We start from the raw sequence: 12,743 nt of genomic DNA on the forward strand, positions 1-12,743 counted from the left end.
CGCATGTCTCGATGCGCAGCCTGGTGGCACTGGCATGCCCGGGCCATGGCCGACGTAGCCAGACGCTGCGGGCCCCATGCGTTTTCCGATGCGCGGCAGACGGTGTAACACGGTGATGACAGGGCGGAGCCGAACAGCGCCGCATGCGAAGCACGACGACGCATCGTGATCGCTTATTTCGATCGAAGTGACTGCCACTGCCAAATTTTTCTGCAATTTTCGTCGGCAGAACTTCGCATGCAACGCATCACCCGACACGCCAGCCGTAAATTGCGCGATGTGTCACGAAGATGTCGTCGCTGGCATGCCTTGCAGACAATGCTGCCCCCATTTGTAATCCAGGCGTTCTTGATGCACACGCATCGACAACATCGGCTGCGTCGACACGCACAGGGGAGCCGACGCCGGACCTGACCGCAGCGTCCATCGGCAGACATGCGCTTGGTAACTCAACTGGGATAAACGCACATGGCTCTTGTTGCAGCCTCCTTTGCATCGATGTCGCACACCCCGGGCATCGACACGCGGCATCTGACTGCCTGCGGTGCAGCTCGGCTTTCGGATCGCACTGCCTGACGGGCTTTCCGGACCCGGCTGGCACCTGTTGGGTCCTTCACTCGCATTCCTCTTTCCGGCTCCACCAACACCGGCTTCACAGGCGCGAGCTTCGTGGAGTGGAGCAGTTGCAAAGGCCGATCGCGCGGTTGGCCTGACGGAGGAGTGTGTCACTCGACGGCGCCCCCCATTTGACTGGAATCAAACGGAATGAACTCTCTTCGCAGGCGACCTCTCGCGCTGTTGATCGTTGTCCTCCTGAGCGGCAGTACGCCGCCGTCGGTACTTGCTGCCACCCAGGCAACGGCTGCCGCCACCCCGGCCACTGCCAGCGCCAGCGCCAGCGCCAGCAATAGCGCCACAGCGAAAGCCACTGGCAACGACCCATTGCTGCGGTACCAGTGGCATATCTCCAATCAGGGGCAGGCCGTGATCGGCGACAGCCGTCCGGTCGCCGGCGTGGACATGGATGTCGACATCCTGCATGCCCTGGGCATTCGCGGCCGCGGCGTGCGGGTCGGCGTAGTGGACGATGGGCTGGAATTGGGCCATGAAGATCTGGCAGACAACATCCTGCCAAACGGGTCGCACAATTTCGGCGACGGGTCACACGACACCACGCCGATCGACCCGAACAATGGTCACGGCACGTCCGTCGCCGGCATCATCGGTGCGGTGGGCTGGAATGGCCGCGGCGGACGCGGCGTGGCGCCAGAAGTGCAACTGGCAGGATTCGACATGTTTGCGCGCGATTCTTCGATCACCGATGCCAGCGTCCGTTATGCATGGGGCGATGGGCCGGAGGCGCGCAACATCGATGTCTTCAACAACAGCTGGGGTTCCACTACCCCGTTCTACCAGGATTTTCCGCTGGAAGACCAGCGCAGCTGGGAAGCATTGATGGCTTCGACACGCGGAGGCCTTGGCGGCATTTACGTCAAATCTGCGGGCAATAGCTTCCTGCGCTTCCTTGCGCCCGACGAGAACGGAAACCCCGTCAATATCTGCAGCGAACAATCGCGTGCATTGAAAGTCGGCTGCTCGCTGGCCAACATCGATCCGTTGGCAAATCTGCCTGGAACCATCGTCGTGGCCAGCCTGAATGCCAAGGGCACCCGTGCCTCGTATTCGTCCACAGGCTCTGCATTGTGGGTTTCTGGTCTTGGCGGCGAGTTCGGCCGTCAACGCAAGTTCTATCCCGACGCAGCGTCCACCTTTTTCCCGGATTCGGCGCCCTATGCCTACGATCCGGCGATTGTCACCACCGATCTCAGCGGCTGCGCAGCTGGCGACAACGTCGAAGCTCCCGACGTGGTCTACAACGCATTGGACGGCAGCAAGTCGAAGATCGACGCATCGTGCAACTACAACGCCGTCATGAACGGCACCTCGGCTGCAGCGCCCACGGTGTCTGGCGTGGCTGCGTTGATTCTCGGTGCCAATGCGAGCCTGAGCGCACGCGACGTCAAATATATCCTTGCGACAACCGCGCGCCAGATCGACCCATGGCAGCCGCAGGCGGTCTACCAGGGCAGCGTGATCGATCCGGGCTGGATCACCAACGCAGCCGGGCACCGCTTCAGCAATTGGTACGGCTTCGGCCTGGCCGATGCCGCGGCCGCGGTCTACAAGGCGCGCTACTTCACGCCCCTGCCGCCCATGCGCGATACCCAATGGATCAGCTCCACCGATGCCGCCAGCCAGATCGGCGGCCCGGCGCGCCCGGGCAAACTGCGCATCCGTGTGCAGCAGGCGATGAAGGTGGAAGCGGTGCAGCTGTCACTGCAGTCGGCGCACAAGACGCCGTCCAACCTGCGTGTGGTGCTGGTGTCGCCGAGCGGGACGCGCAGCGTTGTCGCCACGCCGTTTTCCGTCCTGGATCCGGCTGCTTATGCGCAGACCGGGTTCTATATCGACCTGACCTCCAGCAATGCGTTTCTGGACGAGAAATCGCGCGGCATCTGGACCCTGGAAGTGACCGACATGAGCGATCCCAGGAGCACTGTCGCACTCAACGCTTTCAAACTTCGCATCGTGGGGCACTGATATGAAACCGATGATTGTTGCTTGCCTATTGACGCTGTCACTCGCCGCAACCGGTGCTGCCCAGGCAGTGCAATACATGGACGCCAACACCCTGCGTGCGGCAGCGACCGGCGTGCGTTTCAAGTCCGGACCGGACATGTTCCGCATGCTGCCGGCCACGGTGGTGAGCGAGCACAAGCCGCCACGGAACGCGATATCGGCGCAGCGGTCGGCAGCCAAAGCCGGCATTACGGGTGCGGTGGCCCCCAGCGACAAGGTCGCCGCGCGCATCGGGCCGTATGCGGTCGTGCTGGATGCGCCTGCGGGTGCCGCACGCAGTCTTGCCACGAACACCGAACGCCCCATCGCCGCTGCGGTGAATGAGCGCAACGGGCGTGTCGTGCTGGTCAACCCGCAGGTGAAACTCACCGGTATCACGCCCGCCACTGCGAAATCGCTGGCTGCCAGCACCGGCGGAACCATTGCATACACCTCGACGGTGGACGGCAGCGCGGTGATCACCTATGCATCGGTGGACCAGGCCCAGCGCGCACTGCCCGGCCTGCAGCGCAGCAGCGGTGTCGCGCAGGCGGCGCTGGTGGTCATGCAGGCGGTGATGCAACCGATGTAAGTACATCGGCCGCAGGCCGATCCCTGCGGCCGTTTCACGTCAGGCAGCCTGCCGGCCGGTTTGGCCGGCACCTGCATCTGGCGTGCGCCCCCATGACCGATACCATGCCATGACACTGTCTCCCCTGCGGCGATTGCCGCTGCTTTGCGCGTGCCTGCTGGCGCTCGGGCCCTTCTCGCTGACAGCCGATGCTGCAGCAACCGGCGTTGACGCGCCGATCAAGACCACCCAGAACACAAACAATGCCAGCGACCCGTTGTTCCGCTACCAATGGCATCTGCTCAATCAAGGCCAGCCGGTGTTCGGCGACCAGCGTCCACGGCCAGGCGTCGATCTGGATGTGGACATCCTGCACACGCTTGGCATTCGCGGAGCCGGAGTCAAGGTGGCGGTCATCGATGGCGGGCTTGAGATTGCGCATGAGGATCTCGTCGACAACATCGTTGCCGGCGGCTCGCATAACTTCTTGAATGGTTCCAACGATCCGACGCCGCCTGCGGATGAAATCGACAATGACCACGGCACCGCGGTCGCCGGCATCATCGCGGCACGCGGATGGAACGGGCTGGGTGGACGCGGTGTTGCGCCGGAGGCGAATGTAGCTGGCTTCAATGCACTTTCCATAGTCGATGGCAGCAAGCAGTACGTCGATATCCGTTACTCCTGGGGTGATGGCCCGGAAGCCCGTGCGATGGACGTGTTCAACAACAGCTTCGGCATCTCGACAGCGGTCTATCCATTCAGCGATCTCGACGAGCAGCGCTCTCTGGAAAAAATGATGCGTGCCCAGCGTGGCGGCAAGGGCGGCATCTACGTCAAGGCAGCCGGCAATGATTTCAATACGCTGCTTGATGTGGATGCACAGGGCAAGCTGATCGATCGCTGCAGCGACCAGACCCGGCAGCTTGGCGTCGCCTGCAGCAGCGCCAATATCGACAACCTCAACAGCCTGACCACCATGATTGTGGTCGGTGCGGTCAACGCCGACGGTGTGCGTGCGAGTTATTCCTCGCCCGGATCCGCAGTGTGGGTATCCGGTCTCTCCGGCGAATTTGGGTTCCAGCGTCGCTTCGACCCGCATCCTGAGACTTACAGTCCGTTCTATACACTGCTCGCTGCACAGGGACCGCAACCATTCTTCTCACCGGCGATCGTGACGACCGATCTGAGCGGATGCGCGGCAGGCAATAACCGCGATCGCACGCGTGCGCCGCAGAACGCGCTGGATACCAGCCACTCAAAGATCGATGCCTCGTGCAACTACAGCGCACGCATGAACGGCACCTCTGCCGCCACACCGACGGTTGCAGGCGTCGCAGCGCTGATGCTGGGCGCCAACCCGCAACTGACGCTGCGCGATGTCAAATACATCCTGGCGACGACGGCGGTGCAGGTCGATCCCCATCAAGCCAAGGCGTTCTACAAGGACGCCGTGATCGAGCCCGCCTGGATCACCAACGCGGCCGGCCACCGTTTCAGCAACTGGTATGGCTTCGGCTTGGTGGATGCAGCCGCGGCGGTGGAGCGTGCGATGCATTTCACTCCGCTGCCTGCAATGCAAGACACCGAGTGGACCGTCTATGACGGCAAGAGCAGCACCATCGGCGGCATCGGTTCGCCAGCGCGATTGGCGATCGACATCAAGCAGTCCTTCAAGGTGGAAAGCGTACAGCTGTACTTCGCGGGGACGCACAAGAATCCTCGTCAACTGCGCGCCGTGCTGGTCTCGCCCAGCGGCACCCGCAGCACCGTGATGACGCCGTTTTCCACGCTCGATCCGGGCGATGGCTTCGTGGTCTTCCTGACCTCCAGCAATGCCTTCCTGGATGAGGCGGCCGCCGGTCGCTGGACATTGGAGGTGGACGACATGCTCGCCGATAACGGCAAGGAACAACTGCAGCAATTCGAAATGCGCGTGGTGGGCCACTGACATGAAAACTTCTCTGATCACATTGCTGTGCGTCGTTGCCGCCAGCATGTCTGCACCCGCCTCGGCACAGGTATTCGATCGCGCCCGCCTGCGGGCTGCCGCAACCGGGCAAACCGTTGTGGTGGACCGTGCCAGTTTCCGGCTGATCCCAGCAGCAGTGGTACAGCTGGCCGACACCGCGCGCGGTACGGCCGCCACGCAAACGCTAGCAAGCACGCAGGCCAGCGCGAACGCACCGGTTGCCCGCGTCGATCGCTACGCGATCTACCTGGACACCAGCGGCGCGGCGAACGCGGTCGCTCGCACCGTGCGCAGCGAACCACCGGCGACCGTCGTTGCCGCGCTGGAAATGCGGAGCGGCCAGCTGGCATTGCTCGGCGCTTCGATCAAATTGTTCGAGACCACGCCAGCCATCGCGCGCGCACTGGCCACGCGTACGGGCGGCAGGCTGATCTATGCCTCCGCCACCGACGGCAGCGCGATGATCGGCTATGCCTCGGCGATGACCGCATTGGATAATTGCCGCCAGCTGCAAGGCAGCAACGGCGTGGGCGCGATCAAGCCGGAAGTGATCGTTCCGGCGGCACGGCCGTTGTGACGCCACTGCGCGAGAACCGCGGCAGTCACGCGTGCCACGCTGCTGCAGTGTGTTGCAGCGTGGCGCGTTGGCGCAGCCCGCCTTACAGCGGCAGCGGGCTGCGCTCTGCAAACTGCCCGCGCCAATAGGGGTAGTACGGGTACGGCGGCTCCACTGCGCTGGCCTGATCCAGGCGGGCACGCTGGTCCTCGGTCAACGACCACCCCACCGCACCGAGGTTTTCGCGCAGTTGCGCCTCGTTGCGTGCACCAATCAGCACCGTGCTCACGGTCGGCCGCTGCAGCAGCCAGTTGATGGCGATCTGCGGCACGCTGCGGCCGGTCTCTGCGGCAACGGCATCGAGCGCATCGACGATGTCGAACAAGCGCGTATCGTCGATTGCCGGGCCGGCCGCGGCGGTGGTGTGCAGACGGCTGTGTTGTGGCAATGGCTGCCCACGCCGCAGCTTGCCGGTCAGCCGCCCCCAACCGAGCGGGCTCCACACCACGGCACCAATACCTTGATCGATGCCCAGCGGCATCAGTTCCCACTCGTAGTCGCGGCCGGCCAGCGAGTAATAGGCCTGGTTGGCGACGAAGCGGCTCCAGCCGTGCGCATCGGCCACCGCCTGCGACTTCATCAGCTGCCACCCGGAATAATTGGACGCGCCCAGATAGCGCACCTTTCCCGCGCGCACCAAGCCATCCAGCGTGGACAGGGTCTCTTCCATCGGCGTCATCGCATCGAAGGCGTGCAGCTGCAGCAGATCGATGTAGTCGGTGCGCAAACGCCGCAAGGAGGCCTCCACCGCACGCAGCAAACGGAAACGCGAGGCGCCGGCATCGTTGGGGCCATCGCCCAGGCGCAGGCCGGTCTTGGTCGAGAGAATCACCTGATCGCGGCGGCCCTGCAGGGACTGGCCAAGGATGTCTTCGGATGCGCCATCGGAATACACATCGGCGGTATCGAACAGGTTGAGCCCCGCATCCAGGCACAGCTCGATCATGCGCCGCGCCTGCGCCACATCGGTATCGCCCCATGCAGAAAACAGCGGCCCCTTGCCGCCGAACGTGCCGGCCCCCAGGCCAAGCACGGGCAGCTTGAAATCGGAACGGCCCAGTAGACGGGTTTCCATTGAGAATTCCTTGGTAACGTTGAATGAGAGATGCGTTGGGTGACCGCTGGCCGCTCGCGCTTGTGGAATGCTGGGCGCGAAACCAATGTTTATGCGCCTCGAACGCCGCCTGAGGCGCACTGCGCCAACCCGGCGAATGACCAGCGCGCGATCACCTCAACCCATCTGCGTACAGGCCAGTGGCGCAGTCGCGCGGCGACGTTGCAGCTGTACGCTCGATAGCGCCATGCCCAGCCCGATGGCACTCAACAGCGCGGCCACCCAGGGCGTTGCGGCCAGGCCCGCCTGCGTGGCGATCACCACGCCACCCAGCCATGCGCCCAGCGCATTGCCCAGGTTGAAGGCGGCGATGTTGAGGCTGGAGGCCAGGTTCTGGCCGGCGCCACGCGCGTGTTCCAGCACGCGCAACTGCAGTGGCGCCACGGTGGCAAAGGCGGCCACGCCCAATAGCCCGACAAAGGCCACCATGGCGGCCTTGCTGTGCAGGACACACCCTAGCGCGCCGAGCACCACCACCAGGGCGGCCAGGCTACCCAGCAGGGCCGCGGTGGGGCGACGATCTGCCAGCCGGCCACCGAGCAGATTGCCGACGATCATGCCCACGCCGAACACCAGCAGCACCGGCGACACCGCCGATTGCGCAAGGCCGGTGACCTGCAGCAGCAGCGGCTGGATGTAGGTGAACACCGCGAACACGCCGGCGTAGCCCACCACCGTGATCGCCAGTGCCAGCAGCACCTGCCCCCGCTGCAACACCGCCACTTCCTGCCGCCACGACACCGGCGTGGCAGCACCTGCCGTGGCCGGCACCCACACCGCGACCGCGGCAGTGGCCAGCACGCCGATCGCTGCCACCGCCCAGAAGGTCGCGCGCCAGCCCAGTTGCAGGCCCAGCCAGGCACCGGCCGGCACCCCGAGCAAGGTGGCCACGGTCAGCCCGGCGAACATCAGCGAGATGGCCGATGCACGGCGTTCGGCCGGCACCAGCGACGTCGCCACCACGGCGCCGACGCCGAAAAACGTGCCGTGGGCCAGCGACGTGAGCACCCGCGCGACCATCAGGCTGGTGTAGTCCGGCGCCAGCGCGCAGGCCACGTTGCCGACGGTGAAGATCAGCATCAGCCCGATCAGCACCGCCTTGCGCGGCAGGCGTGCGCTGGCCAGGGTCAGCACCGGCGCACCGACGAACACGCCCAGCGCATAACCGCTGATCAACAGGCCCGCCGCGCTGAGCGAAACGCCCAGATCGGCGGCCACCTGCTGCAGCAGCCCCATGATCACGAACTCGGTCGTGCCAATGCCGAAGGCACCGATGGTCAATGCCAGCAATGCCGGCGGAAAGCGCGACGCACGCGCAGAGGTGAGATTGGACATGGGCATGGCCAGGGAGGACTGCGCACAGCCTGCGCCCTGCGTTTACTTACAGAAACCCCTGCTATCCTGATTCACTTTCAAGCAATCATTGACAATCGCATGGACCGTCTTGGCGACATTGCCCTGTTCCTGCGCGTGCTCGACCTGGGCTCGATCACCGCAGGCGCACGCAGCCTGGATCTGTCGGTGGCGGTGGCCAGCCAGCGTCTCAAGCGCCTGGAACGCGAATTGGGCGTGCGCCTGCTGCACCGGACCACGCGCCGCCTGCATCCCACTGCCGAAGGGCAGCGGCTGGCCGAACGTGGCCGCGTGCTGGTGGAAGATCTGGACGCGCTGGCCGAGGATCTGCGCGAAAGCGCGCACGACGTGGGTGGCGTGCTGCGCATGACCATGTCCGCCTCATTCGGGCGGCAATACGTGTCGCCGCTGCTGCCGGAATTCCAGGCCCGCCATCCGCGCCTGCGCATCAGCGCGCACCTGAGCGACGACCTGGTGGACCTGGTCAAACAGGGCTTCGATCTGGCGATCCGGATCGGACCGCTGGAAGACTCCGGGCTGGTGGCCCGGCGCATTGCCGACAACCGCCGTACCCTGGCGGCCTCGCCCGCCTATCTGCAGCGTCACGGCACACCGCGCACGCCGGACGAACTTGCACAGCACGCCGGCGTGTTGCTGATGGGCCGTGACGGCCGCCAGGACGTGTGGACATTGCAAACGCCCGACGGTGGGCTGGTGCGCGTGCGCATGCAGAGCCGCTTCGAAAGCAACTTCGGCGAGCTGGTGCGCGACGCCGTGGTCGCCGGCCAGGGCATCGCGGTGCATTCGTACTGGCACATCGCCGACGAATTGCGCAGCGGCCGCCTGGTCGAAGTGATGCGCGACTACCCCCCGCCCACCTCGCACATCAGCGCAGTGACGCCGGCGCGCCAGCTGCAACCGCCGCGCGTGCGTGCGTTCGTGGATTTCCTGCTGGAGCGGCTGGGCGAGCAGCCGCCTTGGGACCTGGCGACATAACGCCGCGCATGGGACGGCCGGCACCGGCGGTTGCCGTGCGGATGGCACTGCAGCGAAACGCGCCTGCCGCGACTGCGAGCCCGCGTAGGGCGCCGTCTGCGGCATGCCAGTCACCATCGGAAACGGCGGCATCGATGCATGGTCGCTGCGTCTCACGCGCCCCGACTGCGCGACTGGCTGGCGGCCCGAACGCGCAGCCTTCGGTCGCATGAGGTGACTGGCGAGCTGCTGGATCGTGCTATCGGCATGACCGTGCACGACCACAAGCTGAGGCCGGCAGCGTGCGCAACCGCCGAGGCAATCGCTCCCGCAGATCAACGCCCGCCGCGCAGCAGGCGTTTGTGCAGGCTACGCCGCTGCGCATCGCTCAATAGATGTCCATGCGTCCGCAACAGCCCCAGGATCTGCAGATGCGCCTGTGCGGTGCGCCGCGCCAATTCGGTGGCGGCAGCGGCTTGGAGCCGCTTCCACTCTGCCGGGCTGGTCGGCGTTGGAAAGCTGGAACGTTTTGCGGGCATGGCAGCAAGTGAATGCGAGAGACCTCGCCATGATACGGCCGGCCTGTGATCGCCCTATCAGGGCCGACGCAGTTCACGCGCAGGCGGCCACGACTGCTGCCGCGCTGTCCATCGGGCGCAAGCCCACCGCCCGCGCGATGGACCTTGCCGCCCACACCACCTGCACTCTTGTACGATCGGTGCCCTCGCGGCCGGGCCGCATCGCATCGTCGACGGGTTTTCGCATGTCTTCGCTGACCGAATTGAGCACGATCTTGCTGCGTCATGCGCCTGGCGACGGCATGCATCCCACGCAGATCGCCCGATTGCAGATCATGCGTAGCGCAGCGCCGACAGTGGCCATGCCCACTGTCTATACACCCATGCTGTGTCTGGTGGCGCAAGGCCGCAAGCAGGCAATGCTGGGCGCGCAGGCGTATGTCTATCACCCGCAGATGTACCTGGTGGCGTCGGTGGATCTGCCCATCGTCGGCTCGGTGATCCAAGCCAGCAGCGCGCAACCGTATCTGTGTTTCTGCCTGGACCTGGACACCGCGGTGCTCAGCGAGCTGGCGATCAATCATCCGGAACTGGTGGACACGCAGCGCGATGCGGCATCGGCCGGGCTGCTGCTCAATCGCAGCACGCCGCAGTTGCAGGACGCAGCGTTACGGCTGGCGCGCCTGCTCGATCGACCGCATGAAATTGCCGCGCTCGCTCCCCTGATCGTGCGCGAACTGTTGTACCGCCTGATGGCCGACCCGGCCAATGCGGCAGTGCGCCAGATGGCCATCGCCGACAGCCGGCTCAACCAGATTTCCAGGGCCATCGTGTGGTTGCGCGAGCACTATGCGCAGCGCTTCAGCATCGAGCAGATCGCCGATCTCTCGGCGATGAGCCGCTCCACCTTCCATGCGCATTTCAAGGCGGTGACCACGATGACGCCACTGGAATACCGCTCGCAGCTGCGCGTGCACGAAGCGCGCCGCCTGATGGTCGCCGAGGCGCTGACCGCTGCCGACGCCGGCTTCCGGGTTGGCTATGAGAGCGCATCGCAGTTCAGTCGCGACTATGCACGCATCCTCGGCATCTCGCCCGCGCGCGATGCGCAACGGCTGCGTGCCAACGCGCAGGACGCCACCGAAGCGGCGTGAGGTCTGCCGGGCGCAGCGCGGGCCGCGCAGCAGCCCCGGCAATCCGCCGCAGCGTCCACTCACGCCGAGACGGCATCATCACCGCGCCAGCATCGGCATCACCGCTGTCTACTCAGCCGCATATTGCGCCTCGCTCACCTGCTCCAGCCAGCTGACGGGCGTACCGTCCTGCGATTCGGCAATGGCGATATGCGTCATCGCCACGTTGGCATTGGCGCCGTGCCAATGCTTGACGCCGGGCGGAATCCACACGATATCGCCCGGGCGGATCTGCTGCGCCGGCTTGCCCCACTCCTGCACGCGCCCGGCGCCGGCGGTCACGATCAGCGTCTGGCCCAGCGGATGGGTATGCCATGCGGTGCGCGCGCCCGGCTCGAAGGTGACGGTAGCGCCGCCGACGCGTGCCGGTGCGTCGGCCTGGAACGGTGCATCGATGCGCACCTTGCCGGTGAAATACGCGGCCGACCCCACTGCCGACGGCGCCCCACCCGCCTTGCTCACCCTGATCGGTCTCGCGGCCTCATCAGGAACCACGGCGGCCATCATCGACAACGACATTGCAGTCGCGAACAGATTCATTGCAGTGCTCCTTGATTCGAGTGTTCGAACTGTAGCGCGCTTGTCCGAGGCCACTAACCGGCTAACCGCGCATGCTCCTAGAAACACGGCGCATCAATCCGCAGCGCCGCGGAGTGCCTGCTGCTGCATTGAAGCCATCACGCACATTCGCGCATGATGCAGCCGCATGAATGGCATGCCTGACGCGGGCATTGGTGGCAATGGCACGGGAAAATCTCAATGACCTGCAGGTGTTCGTCACGGTAGCGCGCGAAGGCAGCTTCACCCGTGCCGCCGCGCAACTGGGCCTCTCGCAGTCGGCACTCAGCCACACCGTGCGCGCACTGGAGACGCGGCTGGGCATTCGCCTGTTGACCCGCACCACGCGCAGCGTGGCGATGACCGAAGCCGGGGCACGCCTGTTCGAAACCGTGGCACCGCGCCTGGAAGAGATCGACGCGCAGTTGTCCGCGCTCACCGACTTCCGCGATAAGCCGGCCGGCACCATCCGCATCACCACCGCCGGCCATGCCGCCGATGCCTACATCTGGCCGGCATTGTCGAAGGTGCTGCCAGACTACCCGGACCTCAAGGTCGAAATGACCGTCGACTACGGCCTGGCCGACATCGTTGCCGAACGCTACGACATCGGCATCCGGCTCGGCGATCAGGTCGCCAAGGACATGATCGCGGTACCGATCAGCCCGATGCAGCGCATGGCTGTGGTGGCAGTGCCGGGGTATTTCGTGCACCACACCATCCCGGCAGTACCGGCCGATCTGGCGCAGCACAATTGCATCGGTCTACGCCTGCCCACCCACGGCGGTTTGCTGCCGTGGGATTTCGACAAGGACGGGCGTGAAGTGAAGGTGCGCGTGGATGGGCAATGGACCTTCAATGGCAGCAGCGCCATCCTGCGCGCTGCACTGGCAGGCGGCGGCCTGGCCTTTCTGCCGGAGACCATGGTGCTGGAGCACGTGGCCGCCGGCCGGCTGCGCCGCGTGCTGGAAGACTGGTGCGAGCCGTTTGCAGGCTATTACGCCTACTACCCCAGCCGCCGCCAATCCTCCAGCGCGCTCAAGGTCGTGATCGATGCATTGCGGCACGATCTGGTGCGTTGACACGCTCGTACAGAGCCTGCCAGGGCGCGATGACGCGTGCGGCAGGCATGACCGCTGACGTTATTTGCCGACCAGTTTCTGCCGCTCCGGGCTGTAACGCGCACCGACAATCGCCACCGCATCCAGCGCCTGCTGGAGACGCGCAAGATCCTCGTCGCTCAAGGTCAAGCCC

Annotated in this window: 11 protein-coding genes and 1 pseudogene; 7 read left to right on the plus strand and 5 right to left on the minus strand. The window is 65.2% G+C overall.

The genetic code is table 11. The annotated features are described in order from the left end of the window. Nucleotides 1–798 precede the first annotated feature (798 nt). From ACDH77_RS13605 to ACDH77_RS13620, 4 genes are all read left to right on the plus strand, one after another. Entirely contained in the window at nucleotides 799–2,601 is a 1,803-nt protein-coding gene (locus tag ACDH77_RS13605; protein ID WP_031423476.1) for a S8 family peptidase, read from the plus strand. Nucleotide 2,602: 1 nt separating this feature from the next. Next, nucleotides 2,603–3,211, plus strand: coding sequence for a hypothetical protein (locus ACDH77_RS13610; protein WP_029819832.1), 609 nt, complete (start codon nucleotides 2,603–2,605; stop codon nucleotides 3,209–3,211). A gap of 109 nt (nucleotides 3,212–3,320) precedes the next feature. Beyond that, nucleotides 3,321–5,141: a S8 family serine peptidase gene (locus tag ACDH77_RS13615; RefSeq protein WP_008571882.1), complete on the plus strand. Its 1,821-nt coding sequence runs from the start codon at nucleotides 3,321–3,323 to the stop codon at nucleotides 5,139–5,141. A gap of 1 nt (nucleotide 5,142) precedes the next feature. After that, nucleotides 5,143–5,739, plus strand: coding sequence for a hypothetical protein (locus ACDH77_RS13620; protein WP_372353498.1), 597 nt, complete (start codon nucleotides 5,143–5,145; stop codon nucleotides 5,737–5,739). A gap of 82 nt (nucleotides 5,740–5,821) precedes the next feature. Here the strand turns inward: ACDH77_RS13620 and ACDH77_RS13625 are convergent, their stop codons facing one another. Both ACDH77_RS13625 and ACDH77_RS13630 read right to left on the minus strand, forming a co-directional pair. After that, a complete protein-coding gene (locus ACDH77_RS13625) occupies nucleotides 5,822–6,853 on the minus strand; it encodes an aldo/keto reductase (RefSeq protein ID WP_031423482.1) in 1,032 nt (343 codons plus the stop codon). A 156-nt stretch (nucleotides 6,854–7,009) separates the two neighbouring features. Further along, a complete protein-coding gene (locus ACDH77_RS13630) occupies nucleotides 7,010–8,227 on the minus strand; it encodes an MFS transporter (RefSeq protein WP_031423484.1) in 1,218 nt (405 codons plus the stop codon). 99 nt (nucleotides 8,228–8,326) lie between these two features. Here ACDH77_RS13630 and ACDH77_RS13635 point away from each other — a divergent pair, with 99 nt between their 5' ends. Next, nucleotides 8,327–9,241, plus strand: a complete 915-nt coding sequence (locus tag ACDH77_RS13635) for a LysR family transcriptional regulator (protein ID WP_008571887.1) — start codon at nucleotides 8,327–8,329, stop codon at nucleotides 9,239–9,241. Nucleotides 9,242–9,555: 314 nt separating this feature from the next. On the opposite strand, the gene ACDH77_RS13640 is transcribed toward ACDH77_RS13635, so the two are convergent. Beyond that, on the minus strand, nucleotides 9,556–9,759 hold the full coding sequence (locus ACDH77_RS13640) for a hypothetical protein (protein WP_014090619.1): 204 nt from the start codon (nucleotides 9,757–9,759) through the stop codon (nucleotides 9,556–9,558). A 224-nt stretch (nucleotides 9,760–9,983) separates the two neighbouring features. Here ACDH77_RS13640 and ACDH77_RS13645 point away from each other — a divergent pair, with 224 nt between their 5' ends. After that, nucleotides 9,984–10,892, plus strand: coding sequence for an AraC family transcriptional regulator (locus ACDH77_RS13645; protein WP_011348053.1), 909 nt, complete (start codon nucleotides 9,984–9,986; stop codon nucleotides 10,890–10,892). A 108-nt stretch (nucleotides 10,893–11,000) separates the two neighbouring features. On the opposite strand, the gene ACDH77_RS13650 is transcribed toward ACDH77_RS13645, so the two are convergent. Continuing rightward, nucleotides 11,001–11,471 (minus strand): cupin domain-containing protein, encoded by a 471-nt coding sequence (locus ACDH77_RS13650; protein ID WP_039417041.1) that lies wholly within the window; start codon nucleotides 11,469–11,471, stop codon nucleotides 11,001–11,003. A 200-nt stretch (nucleotides 11,472–11,671) separates the two neighbouring features. On the opposite strand from ACDH77_RS13650, the gene ACDH77_RS13655 reads away from it, so the two are divergent. Then, a complete protein-coding gene (locus ACDH77_RS13655) occupies nucleotides 11,672–12,571 on the plus strand; it encodes a LysR family transcriptional regulator (protein WP_218488717.1) in 900 nt (299 codons plus the stop codon). A 60-nt stretch (nucleotides 12,572–12,631) separates the two neighbouring features. Here the strand turns inward: ACDH77_RS13655 and ACDH77_RS13660 are convergent. Continuing rightward, nucleotides 12,632–12,742: pseudogene (locus ACDH77_RS13660) on the minus strand (aldo/keto reductase); the annotation flags it as partial. Nucleotide 12,743: the final 1 nt, after the last annotated feature.

Origin of the sequence: Xanthomonas axonopodis pv. maculifoliigardeniae (assembly GCF_041519315.1) — a bacterium.
GTDB classification, from domain to species: domain Bacteria; phylum Pseudomonadota; class Gammaproteobacteria; order Xanthomonadales; family Xanthomonadaceae; genus Xanthomonas; species Xanthomonas euvesicatoria.

What these genes read in the sequence shown, in the direction of transcription:
- ACDH77_RS13610 (WP_029819832.1), top strand. Translation starts at nt 2,603, where the DNA reads ATGAAACCGATGATTGTTGCTTGCCTATTGACGCTGTCACTCGCCGCA.
- ACDH77_RS13615 (WP_008571882.1), top strand. Translation starts at nt 3,321, where the DNA reads ATGACACTGTCTCCCCTGCGGCGATTGCCGCTGCTTTGCGCGTGCCTG.
- ACDH77_RS13620 (WP_372353498.1), top strand. Translation starts at nt 5,143, where the DNA reads ATGAAAACTTCTCTGATCACATTGCTGTGCGTCGTTGCCGCCAGCATG.
- ACDH77_RS13625 (WP_031423482.1), bottom strand. Translation starts at nt 6,853, where the DNA reads ATGGAAACCCGTCTACTGGGCCGTTCCGATTTCAAGCTGCCCGTGCTT.
- ACDH77_RS13630 (WP_031423484.1), bottom strand. Translation starts at nt 8,227, where the DNA reads ATGTCCAATCTCACCTCTGCGCGTGCGTCGCGCTTTCCGCCGGCATTG.
- ACDH77_RS13635 (WP_008571887.1), top strand. Translation starts at nt 8,327, where the DNA reads ATGGACCGTCTTGGCGACATTGCCCTGTTCCTGCGCGTGCTCGACCTG.
- ACDH77_RS13640 (WP_014090619.1), bottom strand. Translation starts at nt 9,759, where the DNA reads ATGCCCGCAAAACGTTCCAGCTTTCCAACGCCGACCAGCCCGGCAGAG.
- ACDH77_RS13645 (WP_011348053.1), top strand. Translation starts at nt 9,984, where the DNA reads ATGTCTTCGCTGACCGAATTGAGCACGATCTTGCTGCGTCATGCGCCT.
- ACDH77_RS13650 (WP_039417041.1), bottom strand. Translation starts at nt 11,471, where the DNA reads ATGAATCTGTTCGCGACTGCAATGTCGTTGTCGATGATGGCCGCCGTG.
- ACDH77_RS13655 (WP_218488717.1), top strand. Translation starts at nt 11,672, where the DNA reads ATGGCACGGGAAAATCTCAATGACCTGCAGGTGTTCGTCACGGTAGCG.